Annotated in this window: 20 protein-coding genes and 1 riboswitch; of the genes, 7 read left to right on the forward strand and 13 right to left on the reverse strand. The window is 68.5% G+C overall.

The annotated features are described in order from the left end of the window. Positions 1–30: 30 nt before the first annotated feature. Positions 31–744 carry a TenA family protein gene (locus HF886_RS15195; protein ID WP_169622451.1) on the reverse strand — a complete coding sequence of 238 codons (714 nt, stop codon included), beginning with the start codon at positions 742–744 and terminating at the stop codon, positions 31–33. Continuing rightward, a riboswitch (TPP riboswitch) is annotated at positions 737–833 on the reverse strand. It overlaps the preceding gene by 8 nt. A gap of 127 nt (positions 834–960) precedes the next feature. Between HF886_RS15195 and HF886_RS15200 the strand changes: the two genes are divergently transcribed. Next, positions 961–1281, forward strand: a complete 321-nt coding sequence (locus HF886_RS15200; protein WP_296551519.1) for a non-ribosomal peptide synthetase — start codon at positions 961–963, stop codon at positions 1279–1281. A gap of 66 nt (positions 1282–1347) precedes the next feature. Next, the gene (locus HF886_RS15205; RefSeq protein ID WP_169622452.1) at positions 1348–2913 is read left to right on the forward strand and encodes a carboxylesterase/lipase family protein; all 1566 of its coding nucleotides are present in this window, start codon (positions 1348–1350) and stop codon (positions 2911–2913) included. A 32-nt stretch (positions 2914–2945) separates the two neighbouring features. Here the strand turns inward: HF886_RS15205 and HF886_RS15210 are convergent, their stop codons facing one another. From HF886_RS15210 to HF886_RS15235, 6 genes are all read right to left on the reverse strand, one after another. Beyond that, positions 2946–3242, reverse strand: a complete 297-nt coding sequence (locus HF886_RS15210; protein WP_169622453.1) for a GNAT family N-acetyltransferase — start codon at positions 3240–3242, stop codon at positions 2946–2948. A 21-nt stretch (positions 3243–3263) separates the two neighbouring features. Beyond that, the gene (locus HF886_RS15215) at positions 3264–3893 is read right to left on the reverse strand and encodes a Type 1 glutamine amidotransferase-like domain-containing protein (protein WP_169652764.1); all 630 of its coding nucleotides are present in this window, start codon (positions 3891–3893) and stop codon (positions 3264–3266) included. Positions 3894–3898: 5 nt separating this feature from the next. Further along, complete coding sequence (locus tag HF886_RS15220; RefSeq protein ID WP_169652765.1) at positions 3899–4741, reverse strand: maleylpyruvate isomerase family mycothiol-dependent enzyme; 843 nt, start codon at positions 4739–4741, stop codon at positions 3899–3901. Next, positions 4738–5178: an HIT family protein gene (locus HF886_RS15225; protein WP_169622456.1), complete on the reverse strand. Its 441-nt coding sequence runs from the start codon at positions 5176–5178 to the stop codon at positions 4738–4740. Before HF886_RS15225 ends, HF886_RS15220 begins: the two co-directional genes overlap by 4 nt. Positions 5179–5182: 4 nt before the next feature. Further along, positions 5183–5935, reverse strand: coding sequence for an NAD-dependent deacylase (locus HF886_RS15230; protein ID WP_169622457.1), 753 nt, complete (start codon positions 5933–5935; stop codon positions 5183–5185). Positions 5936–6162: 227 nt separating this feature from the next. Continuing rightward, positions 6163–6525: a DUF488 family protein gene (locus HF886_RS15235; RefSeq protein ID WP_169622458.1), complete on the reverse strand. Its 363-nt coding sequence runs from the start codon at positions 6523–6525 to the stop codon at positions 6163–6165. Positions 6526–6775: 250 nt separating this feature from the next. Between HF886_RS15235 and HF886_RS15240 the strand changes: the two genes are divergently transcribed. Genes HF886_RS15240 through HF886_RS15250 form a run of 3 tightly spaced genes read left to right on the forward strand, consistent with a single transcriptional unit; the run spans position 6776 to position 9666 of the window. Continuing rightward, positions 6776–7903 (forward strand): Re/Si-specific NAD(P)(+) transhydrogenase subunit alpha, encoded by a 1128-nt coding sequence (locus HF886_RS15240; RefSeq protein WP_169622459.1) that lies wholly within the window; start codon positions 6776–6778, stop codon positions 7901–7903. Further along, complete coding sequence (locus HF886_RS15245; RefSeq protein ID WP_169622460.1) at positions 7904–8239, forward strand: NAD(P) transhydrogenase subunit alpha; 336 nt, start codon at positions 7904–7906, stop codon at positions 8237–8239. Beyond that, the gene (locus HF886_RS15250) at positions 8236–9666 is read left to right on the forward strand and encodes an NAD(P)(+) transhydrogenase (Re/Si-specific) subunit beta (RefSeq protein WP_169652766.1); all 1431 of its coding nucleotides are present in this window, start codon (positions 8236–8238) and stop codon (positions 9664–9666) included. The genes HF886_RS15245 and HF886_RS15250 overlap by 4 nt, the downstream gene beginning before the upstream one ends. Positions 9667–9696: 30 nt before the next feature. Here the strand turns inward: HF886_RS15250 and HF886_RS15255 are convergent, their stop codons facing one another. The 4 genes from HF886_RS15255 to pdhA are packed head-to-tail and all read right to left on the reverse strand — an operon-like array spanning position 9697 to position 14309. Continuing rightward, positions 9697–10875, reverse strand: coding sequence for an MFS transporter (locus HF886_RS15255; protein ID WP_346765382.1), 1179 nt, complete (start codon positions 10873–10875; stop codon positions 9697–9699). Between the two features lie 46 nt (positions 10876–10921). Next, entirely contained in the window at positions 10922–12214 is a 1293-nt protein-coding gene (locus HF886_RS15260) for a dihydrolipoamide acetyltransferase family protein (protein ID WP_169652767.1), read from the reverse strand. 14 nt (positions 12215–12228) lie between these two features. Then, complete coding sequence (locus tag HF886_RS15265) at positions 12229–13212, reverse strand: alpha-ketoacid dehydrogenase subunit beta (protein WP_169622463.1); 984 nt, start codon at positions 13210–13212, stop codon at positions 12229–12231. After that, entirely contained in the window at positions 13209–14309 is a 1101-nt protein-coding gene (gene pdhA, locus HF886_RS15270; RefSeq protein WP_169652768.1) for a pyruvate dehydrogenase (acetyl-transferring) E1 component subunit alpha, read from the reverse strand. The genes HF886_RS15265 and pdhA overlap by 4 nt, the downstream gene beginning before the upstream one ends. Positions 14310–14473: 164 nt before the next feature. Here pdhA and HF886_RS15275 point away from each other — a divergent pair, with 164 nt between their 5' ends. Next, positions 14474–14947 carry an Lrp/AsnC family transcriptional regulator gene (locus HF886_RS15275; protein WP_169622465.1) on the forward strand — a complete coding sequence of 158 codons (474 nt, stop codon included), beginning with the start codon at positions 14474–14476 and terminating at the stop codon, positions 14945–14947. Positions 14948–14976: 29 nt separating this feature from the next. Here HF886_RS15275 and HF886_RS15280 read toward each other — a convergent pair whose 3' ends face one another. Beyond that, a complete protein-coding gene (locus tag HF886_RS15280) occupies positions 14977–15447 on the reverse strand; it encodes a thioesterase family protein (RefSeq protein ID WP_296551499.1) in 471 nt (156 codons plus the stop codon). Continuing rightward, positions 15407–16594 carry a benzoate/H(+) symporter BenE family transporter gene (locus HF886_RS15285; RefSeq protein WP_169622523.1) on the reverse strand — a complete coding sequence of 396 codons (1188 nt, stop codon included), beginning with the start codon at positions 16592–16594 and terminating at the stop codon, positions 15407–15409. The genes HF886_RS15280 and HF886_RS15285 overlap by 41 nt, the downstream gene beginning before the upstream one ends. Positions 16595–16716: 122 nt before the next feature. On the opposite strand from HF886_RS15285, the gene HF886_RS15290 reads away from it, so the two are divergent. Next, entirely contained in the window at positions 16717–17553 is an 837-nt protein-coding gene (locus tag HF886_RS15290) for a sulfurtransferase (protein WP_169622466.1), read from the forward strand. The last annotated feature ends 67 nt before the right edge of the window (positions 17554–17620 follow it).

The raw sequence follows: 17620 nt of genomic DNA on the forward strand, positions 1-17620 counted from the left end.
CGAGCAAGACTCCGAGGCGGTGGCCGAGCCTCACGAACCGGGCCAGGGACGAGTGTCGAGGGCGTCGGCCCAGAACATGAGTTCGTACCGGGTGGCGATCGTGAACGCCTCGGCCATTGCCTCGCGGTCGCGGTCCGTGGCGGCTGCGCCCGCCGCGTCGACGAGTTCGCGGGCCGTCGTGGCCGATGCCCGGAACGCCTCGTCGTCGTATGCGGCCACCCACTGTGCGTACGGGTGTGCGGGATTCGCGGAGAGGACATCTGCCGCGTGAACTGCGAGGTCGCGGGCTACTTCGGCATAGATCCAGAAGCAGGGCAGCACGGCGGCGGCCCCCACCGGATACGGCGCGGTGGCGACAGTCGCCGTCAGATACGACACGTAGCCCAGGCACGCCGGGGAGTGTGTGATCGGCCCTGATGACGGGGGCAGCACGCCACCGGAGAGCAGGGTGTTGTGGAGAACGGATTCCTCGGTGGCCGCGGTGGCGGCACTCGTCGCCCAGAACGCCCCGGTGCCGGCGTCCGGCGACTTCGCGGAGAGCAGCGCGAGGGCCTTCGAGTAACCCGCGAGGTACAACGCGTCCTGCTCGATGTAGGTGCGGAACGCGTCGAGTGGCAGGGTTCCGTCACCCAGGCGACGCAGGAACTCCAGGTCGTCGATCGCGGCCCGGAGGGGACGCGTGTGGTCGTGGAGAAAGTCGGTGAAACGGCCCGGGGCCGGGGAACTGTGTGCAGGCACGGTCATGCCGAAACATCCCTTCGTCAGAATTACCTGATCAGGTTCGACGGGTGTGATCTCAGCCCCGCAAATGCGGAGCACCCCGTGTCGGTCTCCGCGACCATAGCACCAGTTGCCGGCGGCACGAAGCCCCCTGCCCCTGCAGTCCCATTCTGCTCGATTCGGACCAAACTCTCTGTATGTTAGTGGGACCGAGAACGACCGTTCGACGAAGGCGGGGATGTGCAGAAGTTCGAAACCAGTTGGCCCGCAATGTCGGAACTTCCCCGAATGCTCGCCGGCGCCGTCCGCTGCGAGCCGGAGGGGGTCGCGCTGACCCGGGGTTCGGTGGCAGTCACCTACCGCGAACTGCACCGTGAGGTCGAGGCACTGAATGCCGCGATGGGCGTTCTGCTCGGCCCGGCATCACTGGTCCCGATCGCGCTGGCCACCGTCCTACCCGAACTGTCCGAGACGCACACCGGAGAACTCCGTCGCGCTCTCGACGAACTCGTCTGCAGGCTCGTCGACCACGAGTCCTGCCCCCAGGCGTCCGCTTCCTGACCTCCCGTCCCACCCGGTCTCACCGGAGTCGGTCTGCCCGCGTAGCCGTGATTGGTACGTTGGCGAATGGTCGGGTCATCGGGAGGTCACGTGGACACTGCAACGCTCACCGTCGACTGCAAGTACGGGCAGGTACGCGGATACCGCGACGGCCCGGTGTTCTCGTGGAAGGGCATCCCGTACGCAGCGTCCACCGGGGGCGCCCGGCGTTTCCGCTCGTGCGAGCCACCCACACCGTGGGACGGCGTGCTCGACTGTGACAGATACGGGCCCATCGCTCCGCAGAGCCGCCAGAGCCCCATCCGCATCGAGCCGGGGATGACGATGGGGGAGGACTGCTTGTCCCTCAACATATGGGCGCCCGAACCCGACGGCCGAGCACGGCCCGTGATGGTGTGGATCCACGGCGGCGCGTACGTGCTGGGATATTCGGGGCAGAAGATCTACGACGGGCGCCTGCTGTGCGAGACCGGCGACGTGGTGGTGGTGACTCTCAACTACCGGCTCGGGCCTCTCGGGTTTCTCGACCTGTCGTCCTTTTCCACTGAGGAGACCACCTTCGAAAGCAACGTCGGACTGCGCGACCAGATCGCAGCGCTCGAATGGGTGCGAGACTGTATCGCAGGATTCGGCGGAGATCCGGACGACGTCACCTTGTTCGGGGAGTCCTCCGGAGGCGGTTCCGTCACCACCCTGATGACCGTCCCTCGAGCGGAAGGCCTCTTCCACAAGGCCATTGCGCAATCGCCTCCCGCTACCTCCGTCTACGGGCGCGAACGCGCCGCCATGGCTGCCGAGCGTTTCCTCGAGATTCTCGAACTACCGCGATCCCGCGTCGGGGAGTTGCTCACCATGCCCACCGATACGCTCGTCGAGGCATCGGAAATCCTCGTCGGCGAAGTGCCGACGAAGGTGCCCGGCACCCTGGCGATGACGCCCGTCGTAGACCGCGATCTGGTGCCGAAGTATCCGGTCGCCGCGTTCCAGAAGGGTCTGTCGCACCGCATTCCGCTCATCATCGGCTCCAACAAGGACGAACCGTCCATCTTCAGATTCATGAAGTCGCCTCTGATGCCGGTGAACGACACCGCGATCCAGGCAATGTTCAAGGCGCTCGCCGACGACCGGCCCGACCTCGAACCGGACCGCCTCGCCGATATCATCGCCGCATACCCGGACCTCACGAAAACCAGTGGCGCGCTCGCACTCTCGGGCGACGCGGGTTTCCGGATGCCGGTGGTCTGGGTTGCCGAGGCGCACAGCGTGCACTCTCCGACATGGGTGTATCGCTTCGATCACGCCACCCCGATCCTGCGCGCCGCGCGGATCGGCGCGGGCCATGCCACCGAATTGCCGTATGTGTTCGGTAATTTCGGAACGCTCGGGCGGGACCCCACGTTCTGGCTGGGCGGCAGGAAAGCGGCGTCGGAGGTGGCGGAACGTATCCGGCGGCGGTGGCTGGCGTTCGCACACCACGGTGTGCCGGCGGCGCTGGACGGATCCGCGCACTGGCCGCCCTACGAGCCGGAGCACAGGCTGACGCTGCTGCTCGACGCGCAGGACTCCGTCGTCGCCGACCCGGACGGTGCGTTGCGGCAGGCATGGGGCAGTCAGGTGATGGGCTTCAACTGACGCCGGGCCGTCCGGGTGCGGCGCCCGGCCGGTCAGTTGCGATATTCGGGGTGCTCCGCGACGAACTTCTCGACGTACGAGCACGACGTCCCGATCTTCAGACCTTCCTTGCGGGTCTCGTCGAGGGCGAACCGCACGATTTCTGCGGCGAGCCCCCGGCCCCGGAAGTTCGGGTCGGTGACGGTGTGGTCGAAGTCGCGCAGGTCGCCGCGCTGCGAGTAGTCGGCGTAGGCGGCGAGGGAGTCGCCCAGGTAGAGCGCGAAGCGGGACTGTTCGGGCAGATGCTCGACACGGGTGTCGGTGCTGCCGGACTCGGTGTGCTGTGTCATGTTCTCACCGTACCGCCGGAGTCACCGCGGGTCGGTCTCCACGACGAGCGCGTCGTCGTCCGTCAGTGCGACGAAGGGAATTGCGTTGTCGCGCATGTACCGCAGGCTTTTCTCGATGCCCTCGTCGCCCAGTGCGGACGCGCCGGCGTGCGGAACGACGGCATGATCGATCCATCCCAGACCATCCCAGACGACCTCCGTTCCGCACGCGGTGCGCACCTCCTCCGGATCGTCGGAGAACTCGATTCCCCGCAGCGACGGAGTCACCACGCAGGCACCGGCGCTGTACCCGGCGTACGCCAGTTCGTTGCTGCCGACGAGATCGGTGAGCACTGCGTCTGCGCCGCTACGCGCCAACTGCGCGCGCAGCACGAACGTGTTCCCACCGCGCACCCACACCGCTGCGAACCCGCGCAGCCGGGCACGCAGCGAGTCGGGGTCGCCGAGGTGGTCGCGCAGATCGATCTCCTCGGGGACGAATCCCCGCGAGCGAAGCGGTTCCCTCTCGCTCGTGACCGCGGAGCGGCGAGCGGCCGGCGGCCACGCGTCGGCCGCGTTGGCGATCACAGCGATGCGGCCCGGGGGACCGACCACGCGCAGGAACTTCGACGGGTCGGACCCGAGCCGGTACGACGAGAGGAACAGTCGCACGGGAATCAGATGGTGAAGGCGAGGTTCTCGACGAGGCGGCGCCCGACGGCGGTATCGCCACCGAGCGTGATCTCGTCGAGTCGGTCGACTGCGCGCACCCGTCCCCCCGCCAGTCGCACGAACAGACTCGAGTCCATCGCGATCGTCGTCGTCGGGGGGCCGGACAATTCGGGTACGGCCGTGGCGCGCCCGTCCACCTCCACGTGGATGGTGCGAGCGAGCGGTCCGCTCAGCTCGAGGGTGATGCGCGCGCCGTCGGGTGCCTTACCGAGTTTGCCGAACACGAACGGCACCGCACCGAAGATCTCGGCAGAACCCAGTTCGCCCCGCGGGCCGCCTTCGTCGCCGGGCGCACCGATCGCATCCCGGATGTCGAGTTCGTGGAGCCAGCAATCGAAGATGCGGATGCGCATGAAGCGCCCGTAGGTCGCCCGGCCCACCGGCGTGTCCGCGGGCGCCTCGAAATCCTCCTGCGTCATCGCCGACAGTTGCTCGGTGCGGTGCGCGACGATCTGCCGATACTGCGCGAGCACCTCCGAACCGGGCGTTCCACGCAGCGACTCGACCCAGTGTTCGTTGAAAGCACCGATCTCGTTGCGCACGTGGGCGAGCGCATGCACGTCGATGTTCACGTGCGGCGCCTTGATCCCGGCCAGCATCGACTCGGTGCCGATCAGGTGAGCGACGATGTCCTTGACCGTCCAGCCCGGAAGATTCGTCGGCGTGAACCACCCGTCGCTGTCCAGGGCGGCCAGCAGCGAGTCGATCACCGCGAATTCTTCGAGCAGGAGCGGCCGGATGGTGTCGACGGGAAAATCGACTGCGGTGCTGCCCGGTTGTGACGTCATGAGTTCTCCTCGGAGGCGAGACGGTCGAGTCCTGCGCGAATTGCCGCCGCGGTGGCGTCCGGATTCTGGGCTCGCCGGCGGACCAGGCCGACGCCGAGGCGAATACGGTCACCCTTCCTGCGGGGAATCACGTGCAGGTGCGTGTGGAAAACGGCCTGGAACGCGGCGCGGCCGTCGTTGAGTACCAGGTTGGTGCCGTCGGTGGTGAGATCCGAGCGGCTGAGTGCGCGCGAGAGACGATGTCCGGCGCGGAACATCGAGGCACCGAGTTCGGGTTCGAGGTTCTCGAGCCGGGAGACGTGCTCACGCGGCACGACGAGTACGTGTCCCCGCGCAACCGGGCGGGCGTCGAGGAAGGCGACCACATCGTCGTCCTCGTAGACCCGCGCGGCCCGTGCGGACCCTGCCACTATGTCGCAGAACACACAGGAACCCATCGCGTCACTCTAGCGTCCCCGCAGCAGCCACCAGACCGGGCAGCCCCACCGCTGCCGTGGTCCGCCAGACCGCCTCGACCCGGGACGACAACTCGGTGTCCTGGGGGTTGATCTCGACGACCGGAACGCCGTGGCGGTCGGCCAACTCGGGCAGCTCCGCCGCCGGGTACACGATCCCCGAGGTGCCGACGACGAGCAGCACATCCGCGACGCGCAGGGCGGCGACTGCCGCGTCCCAGGGTTGCCGGGGCAGCATCTCGCCGAACCAGACGACCCCCGGGCGGCCGGCTCCTCCGCACGTGTCACACGTGGGGGGCGCGATGCGCTCGAGGGGTTCGCCGGGCGGTGCGGGCAGGTCCATCGGGCGCTCGCACTCGCTGCACCGGGGTTCGAAGAGGCTGCCGTGGAGGTGCGCGAGAACGGTGCTGCCGGCGCGCTCGTGCAGGTCGTCGACGTTCTGGGTCACGATCGCGACCTTTGTGGTGCGTCCCCATTCGGCGAGCGCGTGATGACCGGCGTTGGGAGCGACGTTGCGTACGAGCGCGACCCGCCACTGGTACCACGCCCACACCGCGTCCGGATCGGCTTTCCAGGCCTCGGGGGTTGCGAGGGCAGCAGCGTCGAAGTTCTCCCACAACCCCGTCTGCGCGTCACGGAAGGTGGGCACGCCGCTCTCGGCGGACATTCCGGCGCCCGAGAGCACCGCTACGCGGCGCGCGCCGCGGGTGAGATCGAGGACCGCGGCAGGAACATGCATGGAGTCAGGGTAGAAGAGTGCCCGGGCCTCCGGACGGATTCCCGGCACTGCCTGGATCGGTGGGAGCGCGGACGCAGCGGGAACACGGCGACTCCGGGTCGTCGAGGACCAGGCCGCAGTCGGGGCAGACGAGGTGCAGCAGGCAGGCCGGCTCGCCCCCGTCGTCCTCCCTCGGTACACCGGTCATTGCAGGGCGTCTCTTTCCTGTCAGTGCTTCCTCTGATGCGTCAGTGTTCTCTCAGATAATCGGCGAGTACCCGCGCGCCGCTGTGCTCGACGTCGCGTGTGGCGGTGAGCAGCACGAGTGCCCGTCCGTCCGCCTGCTCGTCGAGACGGGCGATGGCGTCGCCGGCCGCAGGAGATGCCAACTCCGTGCGGTAGCGGTCGCGGAATTCCGTGAACAGAGAGGTGTCGTGGGAATACCACTTGCGAAGATCTGTCGAGGGAGCGAGGTTCTGGGCCCATTCGTCGTAGTGGAAGGCGTCCCGTCGGAGGCCCCGTGGCCAGAGACGGTCCACGAGAACCCGGAACGGCTCCTCGTCGGCGGGGTGGTCGTAGACCCGTTCGACGGTGACCGTGCGGTGTGGCATGGCGTTTCCTTTCCGCGTCGTGCGCTCACAGAATGTGCGGCAACCTTGTGAAGTGAGGTGTGTCACATTCTTGCATCATCTTGCTGTTCGGACTCGATTCAGACGATTCGTGCAAGTTGCAGGTCGCGTGCCGTCCCGGTAGGCCTGCATAGAGTCACCACGAGTGCAGGCCGTCACATGGCCCGATCGCACGCACATCTCGCCGCCGATCGCGGCGCCGCGCACTTCATCGACGCAGGAGTCAGAGAAATTGAGTACCGAAGGATCGAATACGGGGAGCGGAGCGCACCGCCGTCCGACCGTCGGCGTGGTTCGTGAAACCCACGGCGGTGAGCGGCGTGTCGCGCTTGTTCCGAAGATCGTGCCGTCGCTGATCGCCAAGGGCCTCGACGTGATCGTCGAAGCCGGTGCGGGTCTCGGCGCCCTCATACCCGACGCCGCTTACAAGGAAGCGGGCGCTCAGATCGGCGACGCCTGGTCGTCCGACGTGGTCGTCAAGGTCGCACCACCCACCGACGCGGAGATCGCCCGGCTCGGCTCGGGACGCCGGCTCATCGGTTTCCTCGCGCCGCGCAACGCCGACAACCAGATCGGTGCGCTCGCTGCTGCCGGTGTCGAGGCGTACGCCGTCGAGGCCATCCCGCGCATCTCCCGCGCCCAGGTCATGGACGCACTGTCGTCCCAGGCCAATGTGGCCGGCTACAAGGCTGTCCTGGTCGCCGCGAACGAATCCACGCGGTTCTTCCCGATGCTCACCACCGCGGCGGGCACCGTCAAGCCCGCCACGGTGCTGGTGCTCGGCGTGGGCGTCGCCGGCCTGCAGGCACTCGCGACCGCCAAACGGCTCGGCGGCCGGACCACCGGCTACGACGTCCGCCCCGAGGTCGCAGATCAGGTGCGCTCGGTCGGTTCCCAGTGGCTCGACCTCGGCATCGACGCCGCGGGCGAGGGCGGATACGCCCGTGAACTCAGCGACGACGAGCGTGCCCAGCAGCAGCAGGCGCTCGAGGATGCCATCAAGGGCTTCGATGTCGTCATCACCACCGCGCTGGTGCCCGGCCGTCCCGCTCCGCGCCTGGTGACCGCCGCGGCCGTGGAGGGAATGCGGCCGGGCTCGGTCATCGTCGACCTCGCCGGCGAAACCGGCGGCAACTGCGAGCTCACCGAACCGGGGCAGACCGTCGTCAAGCACGGAGTGACCATCTGCTCGCCGCTGAATCTTCCCGCGACGATGCCGGAGCACGCGTCAGAGCTGTACTCGAAGAACGTTGCGGCCTTGCTCGAGCTCATGCTCGACGAGAACGGCACGCCGGCCCCGGACTTCTCGGACGAGATTCTCGCCGAGGCGTGCGTGACCCGCTCGAAGGAGACCCCCTAGATGTACAACGAACTGTTGGCGAACATCGCGATCCTGGTTCTGTCCGGGTTCGTCGGTTTCGCAGTGATTTCCAAAGTCCCGAACACCCTGCACACCCCATTGATGTCCGGCACCAACGCCATTCACGGCATCGTCGTGCTCGGCGCCCTCGTGGTGCTCGGTCACCTCCCGGCCGACGCGCCGTGGAGCATCAAGGTCATCTTGTTCGTGGCGCTCGTGTTCGGCACGCTCAACGTGGTCGGCGGCTTCGTCGTGACCGACCGCATGCTCGCAATGTTCAAGCCCAAGAAGGACTCCGGCAAGGCTGCCGCGACCAAGGGAGCCGACGCCCGATGAGCTACCTCGTGTCAATCCTCTACATCATCGCCTTCGGCATGTTCATCTACGGTCTGATGGGCCTGACCGGCCCGAAGACCGCGGTGCGCGGCAACTACATCGCCGCAGTGGGCATGCTGCTCGCCATCGTCGCCACCCTCATCGACATTCGTGACACCGGCAACTGGATCATCATCGCCGCCGGCCTGATCGTCGGTGTCGTGCTGGGTGTCCCGCCGGCGTTGCGTACCAAGATGACTGCGATGCCGCAGTTGGTCGCCATGTTCAACGGCGTCGGCGGCGGCACCGTCGCGCTCATCGCCTGGGCGGAGTTCCTCGACACCGACGGCTTCACCCGGATCGACGGCTCGCCCACCGTTCACATCGTCATCGGTTCGCTCTTCGCCGCGATCGTGGGCTCGATCTCCTTCTGGGGGTCGATCGTCGCGTACGTCAAGCTTCAAGAACTCCTGAACAAGAGCGTCGAGAAGAAGCTCGTCGGAGGCGCGAAGCTGTTCCAGGTCGCCAACGTTCTTCTCGCCGTGGCGTCGCTGGCGATTGCCGTCTACATCGGAATCAACGCCGATCCCGCGAACGATCCCATCGCGGGCATCTGGATTCTCGGATTGCTGGTCGTCGCCGGCCTGATGGGTCTGTTCGTCGTGCTGCCGATCGGCGGCGCCGACATGCCGGTCGTCATCTCGCTGCTCAACGCCCTGACCGGTCTGTCCGCCGCGGCTGCGGGCCTCGCACTGAACAACACCGCGATGATCGTCGCGGGCATGATCGTCGGCGCCTCCGGCACGATCCTCACCAACCTCATGGCCAAGGCCATGAACCGCTCGATCCCCGCGATCGTGTTCGGGTCGTTCGGCGGTGACGGCGGAGCGGCGGGCGTCGCCGGTGCAACCGGCGGCACCGTCAAGGCGACCTCCTCGTCCGACGCGGCGATCCAGATGGCCTACGCCAACCAGGTCATCGTGGTGCCCGGCTACGGCCTCGCCGTGGCGCAGGCACAGCACGCGGTCAAGGAGATGGCATCGCTGCTCGAAGAACGCGGTGTCGAGGTCAAGTACGCGATCCATCCCGTCGCGGGACGGATGCCGGGTCACATGAACGTCCTGCTCGCCGAAGCCGAGGTGTCCTACGACGCGCTCAAGGAGATGGACGACATCAACGGTGAGTTCAACCGCACCGATGTCACCATCGTCATCGGCGCGAACGACGTCACCAACCCGGCCGCGCGGCACGACTCGTCCAGCCCGATCTACGGAATGCCGATCCTGAACGTGGATCAGTCGAAGTCCGTCATCGTGCTCAAGCGGTCGATGAGTTCCGGCTACGCGGGTATCGACAACCCGCTGTTCACGGCGGACAACACCTCGATGTTGTTCGGCGACGCGAAGAAGATGGTCGCCGAGGTCACCGAAGAGCTGAAGGCTCTCTGACCCCTCGCTTCCACCCGGCGCCCACGCGGATCACCGCGTGGGCGCCGGTGTCGTCGGGGCCGTGAGCACCGGGGCGAGCAGCGCCGCGACGAGTACGCAGACGAGCGGCACCGCCATCGCCGTGGTGAGAGACGTCGCCTCGGACACCCACCCGATACAGGCCGGTCCCGCCAGGAACCCGAGATAGCCCAGACCCACGACGCGGGACATGTCGGCACCGGGGGACCCGGAGTCGAGATTGCCTGCCGCGGTGAACAGCTGGGGTACGGCACCGGACAGTCCGAGACCGAAGAGCGCCCACCCGGCGAGCGTCAGGGGGAGAACCGGCGACGCCATCACCGTGCCCATGCCGACGGCCGCCATCAGCGTTCCGTACCGGATCACGCCGGCGCTGCCGATACGCGCGCTCACCCGGTCGGCGACGAACCTGCCGAGCGTCATCGTCGCGGAGAACGCCCCGAACGCGAGCGCGGCCACCGACGCCGGACTGTCGAGTCGCTCCTGGACCTGGAGGGCACTCCAGTCGTTGGCGACCCCTTCGCAGAGCATCAGCGCGAACGCGACACCACCGAGCAGCACCACCCGCCGGGAATAGCCGCCGCGTCGCCCGGACGGCGACCGGCGGGGAACGGGCGTGGTGCGCACGAGATGCCGCCCGGCCCATGCGACCAGGCATACCGCCACTCCTCCCGCCGCCGCAAGCGTGACGGGAGGACTCACCTCCATCGCGAGGGTGGCCGCACCCACCAGCGACCCGGCGATGCCCCCGGCGGAGAACACTCCGTGAAACGCCGACATGATCGGCCGTTCGTACCGTTGCTCGAGCACCACGGCCTGCGAGTTCATCGAGACGTCGAGTGCGCCGTTCGCCAGCCCGAAGATCGCGAGGGCCAGGCCGAGTTGCCACGGCGCGGTCGCGAGTCCCGGCCCGACGGCCACGACCGCCAGCGCGAGCGCCGACACGATCGTCGTGCGGTGGCTGCCGAATCGGTCGGCGAGCCGTCCCGTCACCTGCATTCCGCACAGCGCACCCGCCGCGAGCAGCAGCAACAGCGATCCGAGAGTCGCGTACCCCGTCCCGACCCGCTCCAGGATCACCGGGATGTGCACCACCCACATGGCGAGCAGGAACCCGTTCACGCCGAACACCGTGAACACCGCGACGCGCGCGCAGGCGAGCCGGGCGTTCTTCCGCACAGAATCGGTCACGCGGGCACGGTACCGATTTCGGCTCCCGAAGCCGGGCACCGGCTCGTTACGCGCCGCCGAGCAGCGCGGGCACCGGGTCTCCGAGGAAGCGGCCGATCGCGGCGAGCGCGCGGCCGCCCTGCTCACCGTCGACGAGGCGATGGTCGAACGAGAGCGACAGGCTCGCGACCTTGCGGACGGCGAGTGCACCGTCGATCACCCACGGACGATCCGCGATGGCGCCGACCGCGAGGATCGCCGCTTCGTCCGGGTTGAGGATCGGTGTGCCCGCCTCGATGCCGAAGACACCGATGTTGGTGACGGACACGGTGGAACCGGTCAGCTCGGTGGGCGTCGATCGGCCGGTCCGGGCGCGATCGGCGGCCTCGGCGATCGCACCCGCGAGGTCCGGGAGCGCTAGATGCCGGGCGTCGCGCACGACCGGGACCTTCAGCCCGTCCGGCGTGGCGGCGGCGATCCCGAGATGGACGTCGTGGTGGACGACGATCTCCTGGGCGTCGTCGTCCCACCGTGAGTTGAGCGACGGTTCCTCGGCGACCGCGCGCATCAATGCCCGGGCAACGACGGTCAGCGCGGTGAGGTGACGGCCGTCGAACGCAGGTTCGCGGCGCAATCGCGTCACGAGGTCGACTGTGGCCGTCACATCGCAGGTGAGGAACACCGTCGCGTGCGGTGCGGTGAACGCGCTGCGGGTCACAGCGTCGGCCGTGCGTTTGCGGACACCGCGGATCGGCACCCGGCTGGTGGCCGACGCGGGTCGCATTGTGCCCGTCTCGGTGTGCCCGGCATCGGGTCCTGCCGCGCGCCGGACATCGTCCCGGGTGATCGCCCCTCCCTGCCCGGAGCCCTCGACCTCCGCGAGATCCACCCCGAGCAGGGCCGCCTCCCGGCGCGCGCCCGGTTTCGCGTCCGGGCGGTGCGCGGGCGCGCCGGTGGTGCTCGACGAGGTCCCGGCAGAGTTGGTCCGTGTCGCGCGCCGGCTGACGGGTGCGGCGCCCGGGCCGTAGCCGACCAGCATCGCCGGACGCGCTTCGGCGGGCGCCTCGTCGGACGCCGGGGACGCCGCGGGTTGTGCGCCGTCCGACGGCTCCGCGCCGACCGCGATCCGCAACAGCGGGCTGCCCACGGGGATCGTCTGGCCCGGTGCGACGAGGAGTTCGGCGACCGTGCCGGCATGTGGCGACGGCAACTCGACGGTCGCCTTCGCCGTCTCCACCTCGCCGATGACCTGATTGAGCTCGAGGCGGTCGCCGATCTGCACCGACCACGACACCCACTCGGCCTCGGTGAGTCCCTCCCCGAGATCGGGCAGGCGGAACTCCTCGACGGACTGTGACATCGCCACTCCCTTCGTCATGCCGCGAGTGCGCGATCCACCGCATCGAGGATGCGGTCCGGGTCCGGCCGGTGGTGGGATTCGAGTTTTGCCGGCGGGTACGGAATGTCGAATCCGCCGACGCGGAGGACCGGCGCTTCGAGTTGGTAGAAGCAACGCTCGGCGGTCCGGGCGGCGATCTCGGCGCCGATCCCGCAGAACACCGGCGCCTCCTGCAGCACCACGAGGCGTCCGGTGCGGCGCACCGACGCTTCGACGGTGTCGAAATCGATGGGCGAGAGCGACCGCAGATCGATCACCTCGAGTGACCGGCCCTCAGCCGCAGCGATGTCCGCAGCCTGCAGGGCGGTGGGCACCATCGCGCCGAAAGTGACCACGGTGACGTCGCTTCCGGCTCGCAGGATGCGCGCACGGTCGAGGGGAAGATCGGGTCCGGTGTCCACATCGACCTCGCCGCGTTCCCAGTACCGGTGTTTCGGTTCGAGGAAGACCACGGGGTCGTCGAGCGCGACAGCCTGCTGAATCATCCAGTACGCGTCGGACGGGCTGCCCGGACTGACCACCCGGAGACCGGCGGTGTGGGCGAAATATGCCTCGGGCGATTCCGAATGGTGCTCGACCGCGCCGATGCCGCCGCCGTAGGGGATGCGGATGGTCAGTGGCGCGGTGACCGCTCCCGCGGTGCGGTAACGGATTTTCGCCACCTGCGAGACGATCTGGTCGAACGCGGGGTAGACGAATCCGTCGAACTGGATTTCGCACACCGGGCGGTAGCCGCGCAGGGCCATCCCGAATGCCGTTCCCACGATGCCGGATTCGGCCAGAGGAGTGTCCATCACTCGCGCTTCACCGAAATCCTTCTGCAAGGTGTCGGTGACCCGGAAGACGCCGCCGAGCCTGCCCACGTCCTCGCCCATCAGAATTACTTTCCGGTCCTGTTCGAGTGCGCGGCGCAAGCCGGCGTTGAGTGCCGCGCCGAGCGCCATCGTCGTGGTGGTCATCGCACTGCCTCCTCGTCGGCGCCGGTGAAACTCGCGAGATAGTCGGTGTAACCGGCACGTTCGTCCGCGAGCAGCGCATGGTCGGTGGCGTAGACATGGTCGAACATCGTCAGCGGATGCGGGTCGGGCAGTTCGAGCGTGCCGCGCCGCAACCGCGTCGCCGCGTCCTGCGCGGTCGTGTCCACGTCGTCGAAGAATGCCCGATCGGCAAGGTTTTCGCGTTCGAGGAGACGTCGCATGCGGTCCAGCGGATCGCGTACCTTCCACGCTTCGAGGTCTGCGGGTGTGCGGTACCTGCTCGGATCGTCCGATGTGGTGTGCGGTCCCATCCGGTAGGTGAGCGCTTCGACGAAGAACGGTCCGGAGCCTTCGCGCGCGTGCCGGGCGGCTTGCCGGGTGACCGCGAGAACGGCGAGGACGTCGTTGCCGTCGACCTGCACGGCGGGCATTCCGAAGCCCGCGGCGCGCTGTGCGAGCGGCACCGGGCTCTGCATCTGCGTGGGGGCACTGATCGCCCAGTGGTTGTTCTGGCAGAAGAAGACGACGCCGGCGCCCCAGCCGACCGCGAATCCGAGCGCCTCCGACAGGTCGCCCTGGCTCGTCGCGCCGTCGCCGAAATACACGATCGTGGCGATGTCGGCGCCGTCGAGCTTGGCTCCCATGGCGTAGCCCGTCGCGTGCAAGCCCTGTGCCCCGACGACGATGGCGGGATTGGTCGTGTTGACGGTGGCCGGGTCCCATCCCGAGTGGGCACAGCCGCGCCACAGGGCGGTCATGTCGGCGGGATCGACACCACGACACCAGGCGACGGCGTGCTCGCGGTAGCTCGTGAAGACGTAGTCGTCGGTTTCCAGTGCCCGGGCCGACCCGACTTGTGCGGCCTCCTGGCCCGTCATCGGCGCCCAGAGGCCGAGTTCGCCCTGGCGCTGCAGCGCGATCGCCTCGTTGTCGAGCCGGCGGACGACGACCAGGTCGCGGTAGAGGTCGCGGAGTCGGGCGGGTCCGATATCGGCGACCAGTCCGCTGTAAGCGGGGTTGTGGACGCGTTGCCCGTCGGGCTGGATCAACTGGACCGGGTGGGTCGTGGGTGCAACCATCGGGTCACCTCGTGGGTGCTGTCCGGGTGAGCCGGGTGGGCCGCGCCGGAATGTGAGTGGTGTACCTCACATGATCCACTTCTGGGACGAGTGCGCAATCGATGCGTCGCGCAGTGTGCAGGAAGCACGGTCGCCGGGCGGTTCGGAGTGGCACACTGCGAAGAATGACCAGTCTGGACGGGACGGACGCACGTTTGCTGCTCGAACTCGCTCGTACGCCGAGAGCAACCGGGGTGGAGTTGTCGCAGCGACTCGGACTCTCGCGCAACACGGTTCAGGCGCGGCTGAGCCGGTGGGAGTCGGAAGGGGTCCTCGCCTCGTTCGATCGCCGCGTCGACCCCGTCGCGCTCGGGTACCCGCTCGCGGCCTATGTCGCCACCCAGGTCGATCAGCACCGGCTCGACGCGGTCGTCGAGGAGTTGGCACAGATCCCCGAGGTCACCGAGGTGTACGGGGTGACCGGTCCGATCGACCTGTCGGTGAAGATCGTGGCGCGCGACGCCGACGATCTCTATCGGCTGGCGGAGCGGATTCTCGGGATTCCGGGCGTCGAGCGCACCGACATGTCGCTCGTGATGCGCGAACTCGTCCCGCAGCGCACCGAGCCGCTCCTTCGGCGTGCGGCCGGAGCCCGATAGCGTCGGCGGTGCGCTGCGCGCCGGTGACCCTACGTGGCGGTCGAGGTGACCAGTTGCATGACCGCTTTGCGGATCTGTTCGGGAATCGGCACCGGCCGCCGCGTCTGCATGTCGATGTACACGTGCACGAAACGGCCTGTCGCGGCGGGCTGCAACGAGCCTTCCGACTCGCGGAAGATGGCGAGCGAATAGGTGACCGACTGCGTACCGAGGCGCTCCACCGCGAGACCGACCTGGAGCCGGTCGGGGAACGACAGCTCGGCGAGGTAGCGGCACGAGGTCTCCGCAACCACACCGATCGCGTCGAGTTCCCGGATGTCGACCCCGGTCGTGGCCATGAGCCAGCCGTTCACCGCGGAGTCGAAGTACGAGTAGTAGGTGACGTTGTTGACGTGGCCGTAGTGGTCGTTGTCGGCCCACCGTGTCTGCATGGGCCAGAGCACCGGGAAGTGCTCCGGATCAGGTTGTGCGGCGGGTCTCGTCGGCTGACTGTTGCTCACTCCTCGACGATAGTGCTCCCCGGACGGCAAGTCCGATCAACAGCGCCCAGAATGCAGAACCGACGCCGAATATCGACAATCCGGATGCCGCGACCAGGAACGTGACGACCGCGGCCTCGCGATCGTGCAGGTCTCGGAGGGCGGCGGATAGTGCGCCGCCGAGGGTGGCCAGCAGCGCCAGCCCCGCCACGGTTTCGACGACTCCTGCGGGTGCGAGCGCCACCAGAGCGGCAAGGCCGGCCGAGCACAGGGCGAGCACCAGGTACGACCAGCCCGCGGACCACGCGGCCACCCAGCGGCGCTGCGGGTCGGGATCCGCGTCGGGTGCGGCGGCGAGTGCGGCACTGATGGCTGCCAGGTTGACGGCGTGGCCACCCGCGGGAGCACCGATCACCGTGCCGAGGCCGGTCACCGTCATCACCGCGCGCCACGGCGTCCGGTACCCGAACGAGTTCAGCACCGCGGTGCCGGGAATGTTCTGCGAGGCCATCGTCACGATGTAGAGCGGCAGCGCGATTCCCAGCAGTGCCTGCCACGTCCAGGCCGGTGCCGTGAAGTCGAGACGGGGAGCGAGGTCGGTGGGCGCGACGGCGGTCCCGGTACGGACGAGGTGCACGACGATCACCACCGTCGCCGCTGCGAACGCGCCCGGCACCGCCCATCGGGGCCGCACGCGTTGCAGGATCAGCCAGACCAGCGCTACCGGTGCGATGACCGCGGGGGAGTCGGCCAGTGCGGTGACCGGCGCCAGGCACAGCGGGACGAGGATGCCCGCGAGCATCGCCTGCGCGAGGGACGTGGGAATGGACGAGATCAGTCGTCCGAGCGTCGGCCAGAGTCCGGTCAGCACGACCGCCACGCCGACGACGACGAACGCGCCCACCGCCGCGGGCCAGCCTCCCACCACGACACCGGTACCCGCGAGCAGTGCCGCGCCGGGCGTCGACCACGCCAGCGTGATCGGAGTGCGATACCGGCGCGACAGCCAGAGGATGCCGGCACCCTGGGTCAGGCACAGTGCGGCCAGGCCCGAGGCGGCCTCTGCAGGGGAGGCGCCGACCGCGCGCAGGCCGGTGAGCACGACGGCGAACGAACTGGTGAAACCGACGAGTGCGGTCACGATTCCCGCTGTGACGGGCCGCGATATCGGTGACGTGCCGCCGGTCGGCGTCGCTGCGGCGTTCGGCGGGGATTCGGTCACGGAGCGGCATTCTGCCGGATCGCGCGTGGGTGATGCGGAGCGCTCGTGTTCCGTGCCAGGATCGAGACATGCCCGACACCAACGTGCTCATCTCGGCGTCCGACCTGGCGCACCTGATCGACATCGGGAAGCCTCCGGTGCTGCTCGATGTGAGGTGGGCACTCGGGGACTCCCACGGCATCGACCGGTACCACCGGGGGCACATCCCCGGAGCGGTCTACGTCGACCTCGATTCGGAGCTGGCGGATCCGCCCTCCCTGGAACGCGGCCGCCATCCGCTCCCCGATATCGGTCGCCTGCAGGACGCGGCACGACGCTGGGGCATCTCCGACGGTGATCCGGTGGTCGCCTACGACGCGTCCGGAGGACTCGCGGCCGCTCGCGCGTGGTGGTTGCTTCGCTGGGCGGGGCTCACGGACGTCCGTCTGCTCGACGGTGGGTTGTCGGCGTGGACCGCGGGCGGCCACGAGGTGGCCGCGGGTCCCGGGGAACGCCCTCATCCGGGGACGGTGTCGTTGAGTCCGGGGCACCTGCCGACTGTCGGCCCGGACGAAGTTGCGCGTTTCCCTTCGCACGGAGTTCTGCTCGACGCGCGGTCGTCGGCCCGGTTCCGTGGCGACGAAGAACCCGTCGATCGCCGGGCGGGACACGTTCCGGGCGCGGTCAGTGCGCCCACCACGGAGAATCTTCGCGACGACGGGTCGTTCCGCCCGCCGGATCAGCTCGCGGCGCGTTTCGAAAGGCTCGGTGTCACCGGCGGCGACGTCGCCGTCTACTGCGGTTCGGGCATCAACGCGGCCCACGAGATCGCGGCACTGGCGATCGTCGGGATCGACGCGGCCCTGTATCCGGGTTCGTGGTCGCAGTGGGCGGCCGATCCTCGGCGGCCCGTGGCGACCGGCTAGATCCCGGGCGTAGGGGGCGGCACGACGGATCCGCACGCACGTTCCATTGTTCCAACTTCTGTGTAAA

The sequence above is a fragment of the Rhodococcus sp. 105337 genome (assembly GCF_012844225.1).
Classification (GTDB): domain Bacteria; phylum Actinomycetota; class Actinomycetes; order Mycobacteriales; family Mycobacteriaceae; genus Rhodococcus.

Coding starts and splice junctions, on each gene's coding strand:
- pdhA (WP_169652768.1), bottom strand. CDS start 14,309: ATGGTTGCACCCACGACCCACCCGGTCCAGTTGATCCAGCCCGACGGG.
- HF886_RS15205 (WP_169622452.1), top strand. CDS start 1,348: ATGGTCGGGTCATCGGGAGGTCACGTGGACACTGCAACGCTCACCGTC.
- HF886_RS15235 (WP_169622458.1), bottom strand. CDS start 6,525: ATGCCACACCGCACGGTCACCGTCGAACGGGTCTACGACCACCCCGCC.
- HF886_RS15195 (WP_169622451.1), bottom strand. CDS start 744: ATGACCGTGCCTGCACACAGTTCCCCGGCCCCGGGCCGTTTCACCGAC.
- HF886_RS15260 (WP_169652767.1), bottom strand. CDS start 12,214: ATGTCACAGTCCGTCGAGGAGTTCCGCCTGCCCGATCTCGGGGAGGGA.
- HF886_RS15250 (WP_169652766.1), top strand. CDS start 8,236: ATGAGCTACCTCGTGTCAATCCTCTACATCATCGCCTTCGGCATGTTC.
- HF886_RS15225 (WP_169622456.1), bottom strand. CDS start 5,178: ATGGGTTCCTGTGTGTTCTGCGACATAGTGGCAGGGTCCGCACGGGCC.
- HF886_RS15210 (WP_169622453.1), bottom strand. CDS start 3,242: ATGACACAGCACACCGAGTCCGGCAGCACCGACACCCGTGTCGAGCAT.
- HF886_RS15245 (WP_169622460.1), top strand. CDS start 7,904: ATGTACAACGAACTGTTGGCGAACATCGCGATCCTGGTTCTGTCCGGG.
- HF886_RS15290 (WP_169622466.1), top strand. CDS start 16,717: ATGCCCGACACCAACGTGCTCATCTCGGCGTCCGACCTGGCGCACCTG.
- HF886_RS15265 (WP_169622463.1), bottom strand. CDS start 13,212: ATGACCACCACGACGATGGCGCTCGGCGCGGCACTCAACGCCGGCTTG.
- HF886_RS15275 (WP_169622465.1), top strand. CDS start 14,474: ATGACCAGTCTGGACGGGACGGACGCACGTTTGCTGCTCGAACTCGCT.
- HF886_RS15220 (WP_169652765.1), bottom strand. CDS start 4,741: ATGACGTCACAACCGGGCAGCACCGCAGTCGATTTTCCCGTCGACACC.
- HF886_RS15230 (WP_169622457.1), bottom strand. CDS start 5,935: ATGCATGTTCCTGCCGCGGTCCTCGATCTCACCCGCGGCGCGCGCCGC.